We start from the raw sequence: 16,370 nt of genomic DNA on the forward strand, positions 1-16,370 counted from the left end.
CGTCGGCATCTGGCGGTGGCGCTCAGTTCCGCAGCGCCCTGCGGTACTGCACCGCCTCCGCCACATGCCACCACCCCCACCGATTCGGCGCCCGCCAGGTCGGCCACGGTGCGCGCCACCTTGAGCGCACGGTGCGTGCTGCGCGCCGACCAGCCGAGCTTGGCGGCGGCGTTGTAGACGAACTTGCGTGCCGCATCGTCGAGCGCGGCATGCTTGTCGATGGCGCCGGCCTGCAGCGCCTGGTTGGGGCTGCCCTGGCGCTGCAAGGCGAACTCGCGCGCGGCCACCACGCGGCTGCGGATGCTGGCGGTCGATTCGCCGGCGGGCGCATCGATGAGCTGCTCTGCCGATACCGCGGGCACCTCGATGTGCAGGTCGATGCGGTCCAGCAGCGGGCCGCTGAGCTTGCCCTGGTAGCGCGAGATCTGGTCCGGCGTGCAGCGGCAGGCCTTCAGCGCCGAGCCCAGGTAGCCGCAAGGGCAGGGGTTCATGGCCGCGACCAGCTGGAAGCGGGCCGGAAACTCGGCGCGCCGGGCGGCGCGCGCGATGGTGATGGTGCCCGTCTCCAGCGGCTCGCGCAGCGCCTCGAGCGCGGAGCGCGCGAACTCCGGAAACTCGTCCAGAAAGAGCACGCCGTGGTGCGCCTGCGAGATCTCGCCCGGCCGCGGGGGCGAGCCGCCGCCCACCAGCGCCACGGCGCTCGACGTGTGGTGGGGCGCCGAGGTCGGCCTGTTCATCCAGCGCGCGGTCGAGAAGCTGCCGGCCAGGCTGGCCACGGCCGCGCTCTCCAGCGCCTCGTCGACGCTCATGGGCGGCAGCAGGCCGGCAAAGCGCTGCGCCAGCATCGACTTGCCCGAGCCGGGCTCGCCGACCATCAGCAGGCTGTGCCCGCCCGCGGCGGCGATCTCGAGGGCGCGCTTGGCGCCCGCATGCCCCTTGACGTCGGCCAGGTCGGCATAGAGCGGCCCGGGCGCCGCGGCCGCGGCCTGGACCCGGGCCCAGCCGTCGGCGGCGGGCTGCTGCTGCTCCTCACCCTGCGGCAGCGCGGCGCCCTCGGGCATGAAGCGCTGCACCACGTCCAGCAGGTGCCTGGCGCCGTAAACCTCGCTGCCGGGCACCAGCGCCGCTTCCTGGGCGCTTGCGGCGGGCAGCACCAGGCGTGTCGCGATGCCGCGTGTGTGCAGGGCCAGCGCCATGGCCAGCGCGCCGCGCACGGGGCGCAGTTCGCCTGAAAGAGAGAGCTCGCCGGCAAATTCGTGGCCCGCGAGGAGCGCAGGCTGTATCTGCCCGCTGGCCGCGAGGATGCCGAGCGCAATCGGCAGATCGAAGCGGCCCGAATCCTTGGGCAGGTCGGCCGGCGCCAGGTTGACGGTGATCCTCTTGTTGTTCGGAAACTCCAGGCCGGCGTTCTGGATGGCCGAGCGCACTCTTTCGCGCGCTTCCTTGACCTCGGTTTCCGCCAGTCCGACGAGCGTGAAGCTCGGCAGGCCGTTCGCCAGATGCACCTCGACCGTGACACTGGCCGCTTCCAGCCCAAGCAAAGCACGGCTTTGCACCAAAGACAGGCTCATTTCTCTCCCTCTCCCCATTGTGGTGCGCCCGTTTTTGGTCGGGCTCATGCACCGCGGTGCCCCATGGGGTACCGCAACTGAACATGCTTGTAACTATTTCGCTTGGGTTGCGGGTGCGGGAGCGGCCGCCGTGCCGCAGGGCAAAACGTGCACTTTGGCACGCTCCCTGCTATGAGACGGTGTCCCCCAACAATCCAACCAACTCCGAGGAGTCCCGATGATGCACCGTAAATTCGCCCAGGCAATGGCCGTGGCCGCCCTTGCCGCCCTGCCGATGCTTGCGAGCGCACAGCTCACGGGGAATGTGGCACTGACCAGCAACTACAAGTTCCGCGGTCAGGACCAGGACATGATCGGGAAGAACGACTACGCCAAGACCAAGGGCTTCAAGCCCGCCATCCAGGGCGGCTTCGACTACGCCTTCGGCGAAACCGGCTTCTACGTGGGCAACTGGAACTCCAGCGTCAACTGGCTGCAGGGCAACAGCATCGAGAGCGACATCTACGGCGGCTACAAGTTCAAGGCCGGCCCGTTCGACCTGGACGTGGGCGCGCTCAGCTACATCTACCCGGGCAACTCCACCGGCAACACCACCGAGCTGTACGGCGCCGGCACCTGGGCCGACGAGGCCATCGGCTCGTTCACGCTGAAGTACTCGCACACGGTGTCGAAGGACTACTTCGGCTACGCGGGCAACAAGGCCGGCTCGGGGCTGAAGGGCCGCAACACGGGCTACCTGAACCTGGCCTACAGCAAGGAAATCGTGCCCAAGCTCACGCTGAAGGCCGCCGTGGGCTACACCCACATGTCCAGCGACATCCGCAGCCTGGGCTACAAGAGCTACGTGGACTACAACGTGGGCGTGTCGTACGACTTCGGCAACGGATTGGCACTGGCCGGCTCGGTGCAGGGCGCCAACAAGAAGAGCTCGTACCTGGCCGTGTCCAACCCAGGCTACGACTTCGGCTTCGGCACCTTCGGCCAGACCACCTATTCGCCCAACAAGGCGCGCTTCATCGTTACGCTCAGCAAGACGCTGTAAGCAGGCACAAGAACAAGGTGCGGCCCAAGCTGCCGCACCATTCATTCCATCCAAGAAGGAGAAAGTCATGAAGCTGGTCACAGCCATCATCAAACCGTTCAAGCTCGACGAGGTGCGCGAAGCCCTCTCGGCCATCGGCGTGCAGGGCATCACGGTCACGGAGGTCAAGGGCTTCGGCCGCCAGAAGGGCCACACCGAGCTGTACCGCGGCGCGGAGTACGTGGTCGACTTCCTGCCCAAGGTCAAGATCGAAGCGGCGGTTTCCGACGACCTCGTCGACCGCGTGATCGAAGCCGTGGAGGGCGCGGCGCGCACCGGCAAGATCGGCGACGGAAAGATTTTTGTCTACAACCTCGAGCAGGTCGTTCGCATCCGCACCGGTGAAACCGGCCGCGAAGCCCTCTGATCCAGCCCGGAAAACAACAACCATGAAAAAACTGCTTGTTTCTCTCGCGCTCGGCCTGAGCCTGCTCGCCGCAGGCACGGCGAGCTTCGCCCAGGCGCCTGCTGCCACGCCCGAAGCGCCGGCGGCATCGGCGCCCGCAGCCGCCGCACCGGCACCCGCTGCCGCCGCTCCTGCTGCTGCAGCTGCTGCCGAAGCAGCGCCCGCCGCGGCTCCTGCCGCTCCCTCTTTCAACAAGGGTGACACCAGCTGGATGATGCTGTCCACGCTGCTCGTCATCATGATGACCATCCCCGGCCTGGCCCTGTTCTACGGCGGCCTGGTGCGCAGCAAGAACATGCTGTCGGTGCTGATGCAGGTGATGGTCACCTTCTCGATGATCGTGGTGCTGTGGCTCATCTATGGCTACAGCCTCGCGTTCACCGAGGGGAACGCCTTCTTCGGCGGATTCGACCGGCTCTTCATGAAGGGGATCTTCGATCCGGCCACCGGCGTGTTCGCGCCCGGCGCCACCTTCAGCAAGGGCGTCTACATCCCCGAGCTGCTGTTCGCCGCCTTCCAGGCCACCTTCGCCGGCATCACCTGCTGCCTGATCGTGGGTGCCTTCGCGGAGCGCGCCAAGTTCTCGGCCGTGCTGCTGTTCATGGTGATCTGGTTCACCTTCAGCTATGCGCCGCTCGCGCACATGGTCTGGTTCTGGATGGGCCCTGATGCCTATGCCAGCAAGGACGTGGTCGACGCCATGAATGGCAAGGCTGGCCTGATCTGGCAATGGGGCGCGCTCGACTTCGCAGGCGGCACCGTGGTGCACATCAACGCCGCCGTTGCGGGCCTGGTGGGCGCCTACGTGATCGGCAAGCGCGTCGGCTACGGCAAGGAATCCTTCACGCCGCACTCGCTCACGCTCACCATGGTCGGCGCTTCGCTGCTGTGGGTCGGCTGGTTCGGCTTCAACGCAGGTTCGGCCCTCGAAGCCGGCACCAGCGCCGTGCTTGCCTTCATGAACACCTTCTCGGCCACCGCCGCGGCCGTGCTCGCATGGTGCATCGGTGAAGCGCTGATGCGCGGCAAGGCCTCCATGCTGGGCGCCGCTTCGGGCGCTGTTGCAGGCCTCGTGGCCATCACCCCCGCCGCCGGCAACGTCGGCCTGATGGGCGCGATCATCATCGGCTTCGTCGCCGGCTTCGCCTGCCTCTGGGGCGTCAACGGCCTCAAGAAGATGCTCGGCGCGGACGACTCGCTCGACGTGTTCGGCGTGCACGGTGTCGGCGGTATCGTCGGCGCGCTGCTCACCGGCGTGTTCAACACCCAGGCACTCGGCGGCCCCGGCCTCGTGGGCGACTGGGTCACGGCCAGCGTGGTGTCCAACGGCATCGGCGCCCAGGTCTGGATCCAGCTCAAGGGCGTGCTGCTGACCATCGTGTGGTCGGGCGTGGTGGCGTTCATTGCCTTCAAGATCGCCGACCTCACCATCGGCCTGCGTGTGTCGGAAGAAGAAGAGCGCGAAGGCCTCGACATCTCCGCGCACGGCGAGACCGCATATAACAGGTAACCCCCAAGCAATAGGTAACCCCCCAGTCTTCGCGCACTTCGTGTCGCTACGCCAACCCCCCTGCTGGGGGCAACACCAGCGGCCCGGCAAAGCCGGTTCCGCGGTGTTTCACGAAGAAGGCATATGGCGCGCAGGCTGGTTATAAAAAAACCAGGAACTCTTTTTCAGCGAGGTCTCCTTTGGATGTTCAGCCCGCGAGCGCTTCGGCGTCAGCGGGCTTTTTTTTTGCCTGTGTTTTTCCTCTGGAGCGGCGATGTCCGCGCATGCACAATTCCGGGCATGTGGACCTCCATCGACAACAGCCTCTGCGAGCTCGGCGAATCGCCGTTCTGGCATCCGCGGGAACGCGCCCTGTACTGGCTCGACATTCCGGGCCGCGCGGTGCTGCGCACGCGCGGCGACATCGGCTCGCCATCCGCCAAGGTCGAGCGATGGGCCTTGTCCACCGAGCCCGGCTGCATGGCGCCGGCGCGCAGCGGCGGCCTCGTGATCGCGCTGCGCGACGGCATCTACCGGGCGCGCGAGTGGGGCGGCGAGCTCGTCGCAATCGCGCACGTGGAACACGACGTGCGCACCATGCGCTTCAACGACGGCAAGTGCGATGCGCTCGGCCGCTTCTGGAGCGGTTCGATCAACGAGGCGAAGGACCGCGCCAACGCCGCGCTGTATTGCCTCGATGCGCGCCCCGGCACCGGGGTGGCGCCGGTCCTCACGCAAATGGCCAACCAGGTGACGACGGCCAACGGGCTCGCGTTCTCGCCCGATGCGCGCACCCTTTATTGGGCCGACACGCCCGCGCACCAGGTGCGCGCCTGGGACTGGGACGCCGAGGCCAACGCGCTCTCGCAGCCCCGAGTGTTCCGCCAGTTCGACGCCAAGCCCGAAGGCTGGACTCCCGATTCGACCATGCGCTACGAAGGCCGCCCCGACGGCGCCACGGTCGATGCGCAAGGCCACTACTGGGTTGCGATGTTCGAAGGCGCGCAGCTGCTGCGCCTCGCGGCCTTCGGGCGAGATCGTGGCCGCGGTTCCCGTTCCGGTCCAATGCCCGACCATGCCCTGCTTCGGCGGCGACGACCTGAAGACGCTCTTCGTCACCACCGCGCGCAAGGGCCGGCCCGCTGCCGAGATCGAGCGGCTGCCGGCATCGGGGACGGTGATCTCGATGCGTGTCGAGACGCCTGGGTTGCCTGTCAACTTCTTCGAGGACTAGGGTGTCGACTCAATGCGTTGTGTTCGGCGTGCTGTGTTCAGGGCGCGCTCCCGCCGACGGGGTGCCTTGCTCCGCGAATGTCCCCCGGCCTTCGGCCTCCTCCTTGATTTCGCTGCGCAAGGCACCCCATCAGCGGGATCGTTATGCGGAGCGGTCGTTGATCAGCGATACACCAGCAGCGTGCCCAGGTGCACAGGGCATCGGGTGCTCCCCGCAGCGAAATAAAGGAGGAGCCGAAGGCGGGGGACATTCGCGGAGGGGAGTACCCGGTGGCCTGTGCACGCGCCCTGAACAGCAGCGCCAAGAACAAAGGGCCTGAGGGTAAAGACATGACCCTACAGCACATCCCGCCCATCCAGTGCCTGCTGACCTTCGAAGCCGTGGCACGGCTGCGGCACGCGGGCCGCGCGGCCGACGAGCTGTGCGTCACCGCCAGCGCCGTGAGCCACCGCATCCGCCAGCTCGAGGCGCACGTGGGCTTCAAGCTCTTCGGCCGCGGCGACTTCAGCCTCACGGCCGACGGCGCGGCCTACCTCGCGAACGTGCGCACCGGCCTCGCGGCGCTGCAGGCCACGCCGCTCGGCAACGCGGCGCCGCGCGCCACGCGCCTGCGCATCGCCGTCACGCCCACCTTCAGCCGCGTGTTCCTGATGCCCCGGCTCGAGCTGTTCCGAAACATTTATCCCGACATCGAACTGGTGCTGCAGGTGTCCATTCCGCTGCTCGATGTGACGGCCGAGCAGGCCGACCTCGAGGTGCGCTACGGCAGCGGCGCCTATGCCGACTGCGAACACCGGCTGCTGCTCGAGGAAGAGGTGCTGCCCGCCTGCAGCCCGAGCTATCTCAACGAGTTCGGCCCGTTCGACGGCTTCCGCACCGCGGCCGAGATTGCGAGCGCCCGGCTGATCCGCAGCCCGCTCGAGCCCTGGGGTACCTGGTTCGCAAGCTGCGGAATCGACCAGCCCGAGCCGCATGTGGGCTCCCAGTTCAACGACCTGGGCCTGGTCTACGACGCGGCCGCGAGCGGCTTCGGCGTGGCGCTGGTGCGCCAGAAGATGGGCGCCGCCTGGTTCGAATCGGGTCGGCTGGTGCCGCTGTCCGACCGGCCCGTGCCGTCGCCGCACCGCCACACCATCTGCTGGCAGCCCGGCACGCTCGATCGCTGGGAATGCGCGGCCTTTGCCGACTGGCTCGCGCAGAGCATGAAATGAACGCGGGCTCGGCCTGAGCCGAGCGCGCGGACGGCCGGCAAAATTCCCTCAAGCCCGGCGCGAAAAAGCTTCAACCCGGCGCCGCCCCATTTGCGTAGAGTGCGAGGCACCACGAGACACACCCATGAACGCGCCGCTCACCGCCGTCCAGCACGATTCGCTGCAGAAAACCGACCGCCAGTCGCAGATCGTGCACGCCCTGCAGGCCCACCTGCCGGCGCACGCGCTCATCTGGCACGCCGAGGACACCACGCCCTACGAGTGCGATGGCCTCACCGCCTACCGGCAGCGGCCGCTGGTGGTGGCGCTGCCCGAAACCGAGGCGCAGGTGGCGGCCGTGCTCAAGACCTGCCACCAGCTCGGCGTGCCCGTGGTGGCGCGCGGTGCGGGCACCGGGCTCTCGGGCGGCGCCATGCCGCATGCGCTGGGCGTGACGCTGTCGCTCGCCAAGTTCAACCGCATCCTGAAGATCGACCCGGTGAGCCGCACGGCCGTGGTGCAGTGCGGCGTGCGCAACCTCGCCATCAGCGAAGCCGCCGCGCCCTTCAACCTGTATTACGCGCCCGATCCGTCGAGCCAGATCGCCTGCACCATCGGCGGCAACGTGGCCGAGAACTCGGGCGGCGTGCACTGCCTCAAGTACGGCCTCACGCTGCACAACGTGCTGCGCGTGCGCGGCTTCACGGCCGAAGGCGCTTTCGTCGAGTTCGGCGGCGAGGCGCTCGACGCGCCGGGCCTGGACCTGCTCGCGCTGGTCATCGGCAGCGAAGGCATGCTCGCCGTGACCACCGAGGTCACCGTCAAGCTGGTGCCTAAGCCGCAGCTCGCGCGCTGCATCATGGCCAGCTTCGATGACGTGCGCAAAGCCGGCGATGCGGTGGCCGCGGTGATTGCGGCCGGCATCATTCCCGCGGGGCTCGAGATGATGGACAAGCCCATGACCGCCGCCGTCGAAGACTTCGTGCATGCAGGCTACGACCTCGATGCGGCCGCGATCCTGCTGTGCGAATCCGACGGCACCGCCGAAGAGGTGGAAGAGGAAATCGACCGCATGACGGCCGTGCTGCGCTCCTCCGGCGCCACCGCCATTGCGGTCAGCACCAGCGAAGACGAACGCATGAAGTTCTGGAGCGGCCGCAAGAACGCGTTCCCCGCGTCGGGCCGCATCAGCCCCGACTACATGTGTCTGGACTCCACCATTCCGCGCAAGCGGCTGGCCGACATCCTGCTGGCCATCCAGGAGATGGAGAAGAAATACAAGCTGCGCTGCTGCAACGTGTTCCACGCGGGCGACGGCAACCTGCATCCGCTGGTGCTGTTCGATGCCAACGACCCCGACGAGCTGCACCGCTGCGAGCTCTTCGGTGCCGACATCCTCGAGACTAGCGTGGCCATGGGCGGCACCGTATCGGGCGAGCATGGCGTGGGCGTGGAAAAGCTCAACAGCATGTGCGTGCAGTTCACCGCGGCCGAGAACGAGCAGATGTTCGGCGTCAAGCGGGCCTTCGATCCGGCCGGCCTGCTGAATCCCGGCAAGGTGATTCCCACGTTGCAGCGCTGCGCCGAATACGGCAAGCAGGTGGTGCGCGGCGGCCGGCTGCCGCATCCCGACCTGCCGCGCTTCTGAGCAAATAAAAAGAGACGACATGGATCCAGCCCTCAGCCAGATTGCCGAACGCATCCGCGCCGCGGCCGCCGACGCCACACCGCTTCGCATCCGCGGCGGCGGCACCAAGGACTTTCATGGCGAGACGCCGCAGGGCGACATCCTGAGCACCACCGCGCTCACCGGCATCACGAGCTACGAACCCAGCGAACTGGTGGTCACCGTACGCGGCGGCACGCCGCTCGCCGAGCTCGAGGCCGTGCTGGCCGAGATGGGACAGTGCCTGCCGTTCGAGCCGCCGCACTTCGGCCCCGGCACCACCGTCGGCGGCATGGTCGCGGCGGGGCTCAGCGGCCCGGCGCGCGCCAGCGTCGGCGCGGTGCGCGACTACGTGCTGGGCGCCACGCTCGTCAACGGCCGCGGCGAAGTGCTGAGCTTCGGCGGCCAGGTCATGAAGAACGTGGCCGGCTACGACGTCTCGCGCGTGCTCGCGGGTTCGCTCGGCACGCTGGGCGTGATTGCCGAAGTGAGCCTCAAGGTGCTGCCCGTCGCGCCGGCCGAGGCCACGCTCGAATTCACCTGCACCCAGGCCGATGCACTGCGCCTGCTCAACGAATGGGGCGGCCGGCCGCTGCCGCTGAATGCGAGCTGCTGGTTCGAACAGGCGGGCGCCGGCATCCTGCAGCTGCGCCTGCGCGGCGCGGTCGCGGCGGTGGAAGCCGCCTGCGCGCACCTGGGCGGCAAGCGCAGGGACAACGCGGCCGCCGCGGCGGAATGGCAGGCGCTGCGCGACCAGCAACTGCCATGGTTCGATACCGCCAGCGGCCCGCACGCGCTGTGGCGCCTGTCGCTGCCGCAGACTGCATCGGTGCTCGCGTGGGGCGATGGCGACGCGCCGCTGGTCGAATGGCATGGCGGGCAGCGCTGGTACAAGGCGCCGCCCGCGCAGGCCGCGCGCATCCGCGAAGCCGCGCGTGCGGCGGGCGGACACGCCACGCTGTTCAGGATGCCCGGCTCCGACGCCGCTGGCGCCGACGTCTCGCGCTTCGACGCATTGAGCCCCCCCGTGGCCCGCATCCACCACGCACTGATGCACGAGTTCGATCCGCACCGCATCTTCGATCGCGCGCGTCTGTTCGCCGACGCCTAGAAAAAAGAAAATCGAGACCCCCCGCGATGCAAACCGAACTCGCCCCTGAATTCCGCGGCACCGACGAAGGCCGCGAAGCCGAAGCCATCCTGCGCAAGTGCGTGCACTGCGGCTTCTGCACCGCCACCTGCCCCACCTACCAGCTGCTCGGCGACGAACTCGACGGCCCGCGCGGCCGCATCTACCTGATCAAGCAGGTGCTCGAAGGCAAGGCCCCCACGCGCAGCACGCAGCTGCACCTGGACCGCTGCCTGACCTGCCGCAACTGCGAGAGCACCTGCCCAAGCGGCGTGCAGTACGGCCACCTGGTCGACATCGGCCGCAGGATCGTCGACGAGAAAGTGCCGCGCCCCGCCATGGAATCGGCCGCCCGCTGGCTGCTGAAGGAAGGGCTGCCGTCGCCGCTCTTCGCCCCCGCGATGAAGCTCGGCCAGTCGGTGCGCGGCTTGCTGCCCGATGCGCTCAAGGCCAAGGTGCCCGCGAAGCAGGAGGCCGGCGCCTGGCCCACTGCCACGCATGCGCGCAAGGTGCTGATGCTCGCGGGCTGCGTGCAGCCGGCGATGATGCCCAACATCAACAGCGCCACCGCGCGCGTGCTCGATGCGGCCGGCATCCAGGCCGTGATCGCGCCCGAGGCCGGCTGCTGCGGCGCCGTGAAATTCCACCTCAACGACCAGGAGGGCGGCAAGGCGCAGATGCGCGCCAACATCGACGCCTGGTGGCCGATGGTCGAACGGAACGAGGTCGAAGCCATCGTGATGAACGCCTCGGGCTGCGGTGTCACCGTGCGCGAATACGGTCACATCCTGCAGCACGACGCGGCCTACGCCGCCAAGGCCGCGCGCATCAGCGAGCTGACGCGCGACCTGAGCGAGCTGCTGCCCGACTTGGTGCCTGCGCTGAAGGCCCGCGTGCACGCGCCGCAGGGCGTGGTCGCCTATCACCCGCCCTGTACGCTGCAGCACGGCCAGAAGCTGCGCGGCGGCGTCGAAACGCATTTGCGCGCGCTCGGCTTCGACGTGCGGGTGGCTCTGAACGAATCGCACCTGTGCTGCGGCTCGGCCGGCACCTACTCGGTGCTGCAGCCCGAACTGGCCTACCCGCTGCGCGACCGCAAGTTGGAGCATCTGAAGCAACTGCAGCCGAGCGTCATCGCCTCGGCCAACATCGGCTGCATCACGCACCTGCAAAGCGGCAGCCACGAGACGCCCGTGCGGCACTGGGTGGAACTGCTGGACGCGGCGCTGTCGGCGGCCTGATCGCGCACACCGAAGAGCGCCCTGGTCCGACTCGCGCGCAAGCGCGGCGAGCCGCATCATGGCGGCACCGAATTTCCAAGGAGCAAGCCTCATGTCTTCTTCTGTTCAAGCGTTCATCCTGCCGAAGAACCTGTGGCGCGCCTTGCTGGCGCTGGCATGCGCAGCCGGCGCCGCAGGTGTGCAGGCCCAGTCGGCCATGCCGCAATGGAAGGGCGAGGGCGCGGTGCGCTATGTTTGCGGCGGCATCGGCTCGGACGAATCGACTGCAATGCGCGCGGCCATGAAAGAGCATCCGCTGGCGCTGCTTTTCGCGCGCTCCGATGGCGCCTACCTGGCGGATGTCCAGGTCGACATCAAGGGCGCCGACGGCGCGCCTTCGCTGGCATTGCGCGCCAGCGGGCCGGTCTGCCTGATCGATCTGCCGGCGGGCCGCTACACCATCGACGCCGCCATGGCTGGAGCCACTGCCAAGAGCCAGACGGTGACGGTAGGCGGCGGCTCGAAGACGGCCGATTTCAGGTTCTGACCGGGCCTTGATCAGCCCGCCGCCAGCGCCGCCTCGATGTCGCGCGCGATCGAGGCCGGCGTGTCGAGCGGCGCATAGCGCTTGAGTACCCGCCCGTCGCGCCCGACCAGGAACTTGGTGAAGTTCCACTTGATGGCCGTGCTGCCCAGCAGGCCTGGCTTTTCCTTGGTGAGCCACTGGTAGAGCGGCGCGGCGTTGCTGCCGTTGACGTCGATCTTTTCCATCATCGGAAAACTCACGCCGTAGTTGGTGGTGCAGAAGGCGCCGATTTCCTCGTTGGTGCCCGGGTCTTGCGAGCCGAACTGGTTCGACGGAAAGCCCAGCACCACCAGCCCCTGGCCGCCGTACTTTTCGTGCAGCTCCTCGAGCCCGGCGAACTGCGGCGTGAAGCCGCATTGGCTGGCCGTGTTGACGATCAGCAGCACCTTGCCGCGGAAGGCCGAGAGCTTCACGTTCTGGCCGTCGATCCGGTTGGCTTCGAAGTCGTAGATGCTGGTCATCGCAGTGCCTTGCTCAGGTGGGGGACGAAAGGCGATCATCGCTCCGCGCCGGCGTTCGCGCAAACGCCGACCACACGGCCGCCAGCACGATCAGCGCGCCGCCGGCCAGGATGCGCGGGCTCATCGCGGCCGCGTCGAGCGCCACCGACGAAACGCTCGCGAACAGCACCTCCGACAGCATGATTACCGCCGTGGCGCTGGCCGCCAGCCGGGCCGCGCCGTACTGCAGGCAGACGTTGGCCACCACGAAGCCGGCGCCCAGCAAGGCTGCCCATCCGATCCAGCCCGGCTCGGCCAGCAATGGGGAGCCGAAGGCGCCGAGCAGCGTGCCGGCCGCCGCCGCAATGCCGGCTACCGCCGCGCACCCGCAGAACATGGCCAGTGCGCGCGATTCGCCGGGCGCGTTGCGCAGGTGGCGCAGCACGATGTTGGTGACGGCAAAGCTGAACCCGGCCGCCAGGCCCAGCCAGTCCGGCACGCTCGAAGGCACCGGCCATTCGACGCCGGGCGCCTTGAGCACCACCACCACGCCGGCCAGTGCCAGCGCCACGCGCGCAAGCGCGCCCGCCGTGGGCCGCTCGCCCAGCACGGCCCAGCCCAGCAGCACGCTCCACAGCGGCATCAGGTAGAACAGCAGCACCACGCGCACGACGTCGCCCTGCGTCACCGCCCAGTTGAAGCCCAGGTTGGTGAAGCCCGCCGCCAGGCCCAGCAGCACCAGCATCGGATACGCCGCGAAGCCGCGCCAGGCGTGCCGGCGAAAGAACCCCATGGCCAGCGAGATCGCCACGTAGATGATGCAGGTGGTCCAGACGGGATGCAGCCCGTGGCTTTCGATGTGCCGGAACGGAAACCACGAAACGCCCCATACGAAGGCGTTGAAGATCAGTGCTAAAGCGGCCATGAGGACGGGAATTTTTCGTGGAACACCGTGGAACCGGCTTTGCCGGGCCACCGGTGTTGCCCCCGGTGAGGGGGTGGGCGAAGCGACACGAAGTGCGCGCAGCCTGGGGGAGGTCAATGATGTTTATCACTGCGGGCGATGGCGAGCAGGTGCTCGACTTCTTCAGGGTACTTGCGCAGGTTCTGATGATGCCAGCGCTGGATCAGCCACATGCAGCCCGCCACCACGCCGCCGAAGGCGCCGATGGCCGCGAAGGCCGACAGGCCCAGGCCCGTGCAGGCGCTGTAGAAGCCGCCGAGCAGCAGGATGCAGGCCTGTTCGTTGAAGTTCTGCACGGCAATCGAGCGGCCCGCGCCCATGAGGTTGTGGCCGCGGTGCTGCAGCAGCGCGTTCATCGGCACCACCAGGAAGCCGCCCAGTCCGCCCAGCAAAATGAGAAAGGGCACCGCGATCCAGACATTGCTGATCAGGTTCATGCTGATGACCAGCAGCCCCATCGCAATGCCCATGGGAATCACGCGCGTGGCCATGTCCAGGCGCATGCGCATCGAGGCCACGATGGCGCCCACCGCCATGCCGATGGTGACCACGCCGGTGAGCGCCGTGGCTTGCGTGGTGTTGTAGTCGAGCGCGAGCGCGGCCCACGCCAGCACGATGTACTTGAGGTTGGCGCCCGCACCCCAGAACAGCGTGGTGGTGGCCAGCGAGATCTGCCCGAGCTTGTCGCGCCACAGGCGGGCGTTGCAGTGCCAGAAGTCGGGCAGCAGCGAGAACATGTTGCGCGCCAGGCCGTGCGCTTCATTGGCGCGCAGCGGCCGCATCTCGACGCCGGTGTGCGGAATGCGCGTGTTGAACCAGGCCGCCAGCATATAGACGAAGATCAGCACCGAGATGGCCGCCTCGGCTGGCGAATCGACCCCCGTGTTGATCAGCGGCATGTCGAAGGACAGCAGCCGGCTGGAGACCGCGTGGCCCACCAGCGAGCCGCCAAGCACGATGCCCAGCAGGATCGAGGCAATCGTGAGCCCTTCGATCCAGCCGTTGGCCTTGACCAGCTGCGACGCCGGCAGCAGCTCGGTCAGGATGCCGTACTTGGCCGGCGAATAGGCCGCGGCGCCAAGCCCAACGATCGAATACGACAGCAGCGGATGCGAGCCGAACAGCATCATCAGGCAGCCGATCACCTTGATCGCGTTGCTGATGAACATCACCCGCCCCTTGGGCAGGGCGTCGGCGAAGGCGCCCACCAGCGGCGCAAGCACCACGTAGAAGACGGCAAAGATCGGCACCAGCGCCGCGCGCTGCCATTCGGCCGCTCCCGTGCTTCGCATGAGCTCGACCGCCACGACAAACATCGCGTTGTCGGCCAGCGACGAAAAGAACTGGGCCGACATGATCGTGTAGAAACCGCGCTTCATCGATGGGCTGGCTGGCCAGGAAAGGTGCTGGCAGTAGTAAAAAGTGTCGCGTGTTTTGGGCGAATGGGCGGTTATAGCATGGGGGTACGGCGGCGAAATCAGCGTTGCCACCCTGGACGGCCCTGTCTGCGAAGATGCTAAAACCGCATCTGTTCACCATCCGACGCCAACCATGCCGCGCCCCATTCTCGCCACTGTTCATACCGCCGCGCTTCGCCACAACCTCGAGCGGGCACGGCGTGCCGCGGTCGATGCCCGCGTCTGGGCCGTGGTCAAGGCCAATGCCTATGGCCATGGCATCGAGCGGGTATATGAAGGCCTGCGCGGCGCCGACGGCTTTGCGCTGCTCGACCTGGCCGAAGCCGAACGCGTGCGCGCACTTGGCTGGCGCGGCCCGGTGCTGCTGCTCGAAGGCGTGTTCGACGCGCGCGACCTGGAGCTGTGCTCGCGGCTCGACCTGTGGCACACGGTGCACTGCGACGAGCAGATCGACATGCTCGCGGCCCACAAGACGCTCAAGCCGCAGCGCGTGTTCCTCAAGATGAATTCCGGCATGAACCGCCTGGGCTACACGCCCGAGCGCTTCGGCTCGGCCTGGACGCGCCTGAACGCGCTGCCGCAGGTCGACGAGATTTCGCTGATGACGCATTTCAGCGACGCCGATGGCGCGCGCGGCATCGCCCACCAGCTGGAAGTGTTCGAGCGCGTCACCCGCGACCTGCCGGGCGAACGCACCATCGCCAACAGTGCTGCCACCCTGCGCCATCCTGAGCAGACCCGTGGCGACTGGATGCGCCCCGGCATCCTGCTGTACGGCAGCGCGCCCGATTTTCCCGAGCATGACGCGGCGCACTGGCAATTGCAGCCCACCATGACGCTGTCGACCCAATTGATCGGGGTGCAGACGCTGAAGGCCGGCGACACCATCGGCTACGGCTCCAACTTCACGGCCGAAGGGCCGCTCACCATCGGTGTTGCGGCGGTCGGGTATGCCGACGGCTATCCGCGCCACTGCAACACCGGCACGCCGGTGCTGGTGAACGGCGTGCGCACGCGCATGGTGGGCCGCGTGAGCATGGACATGATCACCGTCGACCTCACGCCCGTGCCCGAGGCGAAGTTCGGCACCGAGGTCACGCTGTGGGGCCGCTCGGCCGTGACCGGCGCGGTGCTGTCCATCGACGAGGTCGCGCAGGCGGCCGGCACGGTCGGCTACGAGCTCATGTGCGCGGTGGCGCCGCGCGTGCCCTTCGCTCCCGCCGACGGCGAATGAAGGTTCTCTCCAACTGGCGCTCGGTGCGCCTGTGGGAGACGCAGCTCGAGCGCGACCTGCACCGCAACTACAGCCTGCGCACGCACGGCATCCTGATCGGCAGCTTCACGCTGCTCTTGATGTGGGGTGTGTCGGCGCTGCAGATGCACTTGTTCGGCGTGCAGTCGCTGGCGGTGCGCTATTTCCTCACGCTGGGCGTGGGCTATCTCGGCTATCTGCTGGTGCTGCGCTGGTGGGCCCGGCGGCTGGTCGAGAACCGGGCCGAGTTCAACGTCGATGCCGGGGACGTCGTCGACGCGGGCGATCTTGCGCTCGATGCGGGCGGTAGCCCGGGAAGCGGCGCCGGCAGCAGCGCACTGTCCGACGCGGCCAGCGGCGCGCTCGATGTGGCTGGCGCTGCCGACGAAGGCGCCGTCATCGTGGTGCCGGTGGTCGCCATCTTCCTGGTCTGCGTGGCCATCGTGCTCGGCGCCGGCTCGCTGGTGCTGCTCTACTTCAGCTGGGACGCGCTGCTGGCCGTGGCCGTCGAAGTGGCGTTCTCGTACGTGTCGGCGCGCGCGGCGGTGCGCGTGGCGCGCGAGGGCTGGCTGATGGCGGCCGTGCGGCTGACGTGGAAGCCGCTGCTGGGCGCCGTCGCCTGCGCCGTGATCCTGGGTGCGGTTCTGGACCACTTCATGCCGCAGGTCAATTCGCTGCCCGAGGCGGTGCGCGTCTTGTTGAAGAAGAACTGAACCGGCGGCGC

General features: G+C 68.0%; 13 protein-coding genes and 2 pseudogenes. 11 read left to right on the forward strand and 4 right to left on the reverse strand.

The window, feature by feature from the left end; all coding sequences use genetic code 11:
* Positions 1-22: 22 nt before the first annotated feature.
* Positions 23-1,571, reverse strand: a pseudogene (locus tag QFZ47_RS13830) (YifB family Mg chelatase-like AAA ATPase).
* 217 nt (positions 1,572-1,788) lie between these two features.
* Here QFZ47_RS13830 and QFZ47_RS13835 point away from each other — a divergent pair.
* The 9 genes and pseudogenes from QFZ47_RS13835 to QFZ47_RS13875 all read left to right on the forward strand — a co-directional run bounded on the left by QFZ47_RS13835 (position 1,789) and on the right by QFZ47_RS13875 (position 11,533).
* Positions 1,789-2,613, forward strand: a complete 825-nt coding sequence (locus tag QFZ47_RS13835) for a TorF family putative porin (RefSeq protein WP_307656174.1) — start codon at positions 1,789-1,791, stop codon at positions 2,611-2,613.
* 67 nt (positions 2,614-2,680) lie between these two features.
* Entirely contained in the window at positions 2,681-3,019 is a 339-nt protein-coding gene (gene glnK, locus QFZ47_RS13840; protein WP_007833403.1) for a P-II family nitrogen regulator, read from the forward strand.
* Between the two features lie 22 nt (positions 3,020-3,041).
* A complete protein-coding gene (locus QFZ47_RS13845; protein WP_307656175.1) occupies positions 3,042-4,568 on the forward strand; it encodes an ammonium transporter in 1,527 nt (508 codons plus the stop codon).
* 279 nt (positions 4,569-4,847) lie between these two features.
* A pseudogene (locus tag QFZ47_RS13850) lies at positions 4,848-5,781 on the forward strand (SMP-30/gluconolactonase/LRE family protein).
* Positions 5,782-6,110: 329 nt separating this feature from the next.
* Entirely contained in the window at positions 6,111-6,992 is an 882-nt protein-coding gene (locus tag QFZ47_RS13855) for a LysR substrate-binding domain-containing protein (RefSeq protein ID WP_307656177.1), read from the forward strand.
* Between the two features lie 124 nt (positions 6,993-7,116).
* Positions 7,117-8,619 carry an FAD-linked oxidase C-terminal domain-containing protein gene (locus QFZ47_RS13860; protein WP_307656178.1) on the forward strand — a complete coding sequence of 501 codons (1,503 nt, stop codon included), beginning with the start codon at positions 7,117-7,119 and terminating at the stop codon, positions 8,617-8,619.
* A 19-nt stretch (positions 8,620-8,638) separates the two neighbouring features.
* On the forward strand, positions 8,639-9,748 hold the full coding sequence (gene glcE, locus QFZ47_RS13865) for a glycolate oxidase subunit GlcE (RefSeq protein WP_307656179.1): 1,110 nt from the start codon (positions 8,639-8,641) through the stop codon (positions 9,746-9,748).
* A 26-nt stretch (positions 9,749-9,774) separates the two neighbouring features.
* A complete protein-coding gene (gene glcF / locus QFZ47_RS13870; RefSeq protein ID WP_307656180.1) occupies positions 9,775-11,007 on the forward strand; it encodes a glycolate oxidase subunit GlcF in 1,233 nt (410 codons plus the stop codon).
* Positions 11,008-11,098: 91 nt separating this feature from the next.
* Positions 11,099-11,533, forward strand: coding sequence for a carboxypeptidase regulatory-like domain-containing protein (locus QFZ47_RS13875; protein WP_307656181.1), 435 nt, complete (start codon positions 11,099-11,101; stop codon positions 11,531-11,533).
* A gap of 11 nt (positions 11,534-11,544) precedes the next feature.
* Here QFZ47_RS13875 and QFZ47_RS13880 read toward each other — a convergent pair whose 3' ends face one another.
* The 3 genes from QFZ47_RS13880 to lplT form a co-directional block, all read right to left on the reverse strand.
* A complete protein-coding gene (locus tag QFZ47_RS13880) occupies positions 11,545-12,033 on the reverse strand; it encodes a glutathione peroxidase (protein ID WP_307656182.1) in 489 nt (162 codons plus the stop codon).
* Between the two features lie 13 nt (positions 12,034-12,046).
* Positions 12,047-12,937, reverse strand: coding sequence for a DMT family transporter (locus tag QFZ47_RS13885; protein ID WP_307656183.1), 891 nt, complete (start codon positions 12,935-12,937; stop codon positions 12,047-12,049).
* A gap of 113 nt (positions 12,938-13,050) precedes the next feature.
* The gene (lplT, locus tag QFZ47_RS13890) at positions 13,051-14,355 is read right to left on the reverse strand and encodes a lysophospholipid transporter LplT (RefSeq protein WP_307656184.1); all 1,305 of its coding nucleotides are present in this window, start codon (positions 14,353-14,355) and stop codon (positions 13,051-13,053) included.
* 172 nt (positions 14,356-14,527) lie between these two features.
* Between lplT and alr the strand changes: the two genes are divergently transcribed.
* Positions 14,528-15,628, forward strand: coding sequence for an alanine racemase (alr, locus tag QFZ47_RS13895; RefSeq protein WP_307656185.1), 1,101 nt, complete (start codon positions 14,528-14,530; stop codon positions 15,626-15,628).
* Positions 15,625-16,359, forward strand: a complete 735-nt coding sequence (locus QFZ47_RS13900) for a hypothetical protein (RefSeq protein WP_307656186.1) — start codon at positions 15,625-15,627, stop codon at positions 16,357-16,359. The genes alr and QFZ47_RS13900 overlap by 4 nt, the downstream gene beginning before the upstream one ends.
* The last annotated feature ends 11 nt before the right edge of the window (positions 16,360-16,370 follow it).

The sequence above is a fragment of the Variovorax paradoxus genome (assembly GCF_030815975.1).
In the GTDB taxonomy this organism is placed as follows: Bacteria; Pseudomonadota; Gammaproteobacteria; order Burkholderiales; family Burkholderiaceae_C; genus Variovorax; species Variovorax paradoxus_N.

Excerpts from the sequence above, each read along its gene's own strand:
- QFZ47_RS13835 (WP_307656174.1), top strand. The coding sequence starts at position 1,789 with ATGATGCACCGTAAATTCGCCCAGGCAATGGCCGTGGCCGCCCTTGCC.
- glnK (WP_007833403.1), top strand. The coding sequence starts at position 2,681 with ATGAAGCTGGTCACAGCCATCATCAAACCGTTCAAGCTCGACGAGGTG.
- QFZ47_RS13845 (WP_307656175.1), top strand. The coding sequence starts at position 3,042 with ATGAAAAAACTGCTTGTTTCTCTCGCGCTCGGCCTGAGCCTGCTCGCC.
- QFZ47_RS13855 (WP_307656177.1), top strand. The coding sequence starts at position 6,111 with ATGACCCTACAGCACATCCCGCCCATCCAGTGCCTGCTGACCTTCGAA.
- QFZ47_RS13860 (WP_307656178.1), top strand. The coding sequence starts at position 7,117 with ATGAACGCGCCGCTCACCGCCGTCCAGCACGATTCGCTGCAGAAAACC.
- glcE (WP_307656179.1), top strand. The coding sequence starts at position 8,639 with ATGGATCCAGCCCTCAGCCAGATTGCCGAACGCATCCGCGCCGCGGCC.
- glcF (WP_307656180.1), top strand. The coding sequence starts at position 9,775 with ATGCAAACCGAACTCGCCCCTGAATTCCGCGGCACCGACGAAGGCCGC.
- QFZ47_RS13875 (WP_307656181.1), top strand. The coding sequence starts at position 11,099 with ATGTCTTCTTCTGTTCAAGCGTTCATCCTGCCGAAGAACCTGTGGCGC.
- QFZ47_RS13880 (WP_307656182.1), bottom strand. The coding sequence starts at position 12,033 with ATGACCAGCATCTACGACTTCGAAGCCAACCGGATCGACGGCCAGAAC.
- QFZ47_RS13885 (WP_307656183.1), bottom strand. The coding sequence starts at position 12,937 with ATGGCCGCTTTAGCACTGATCTTCAACGCCTTCGTATGGGGCGTTTCG.
- lplT (WP_307656184.1), bottom strand. The coding sequence starts at position 14,355 with ATGAAGCGCGGTTTCTACACGATCATGTCGGCCCAGTTCTTTTCGTCG.
- alr (WP_307656185.1), top strand. The coding sequence starts at position 14,528 with ATGCCGCGCCCCATTCTCGCCACTGTTCATACCGCCGCGCTTCGCCAC.
- QFZ47_RS13900 (WP_307656186.1), top strand. The coding sequence starts at position 15,625 with ATGAAGGTTCTCTCCAACTGGCGCTCGGTGCGCCTGTGGGAGACGCAG.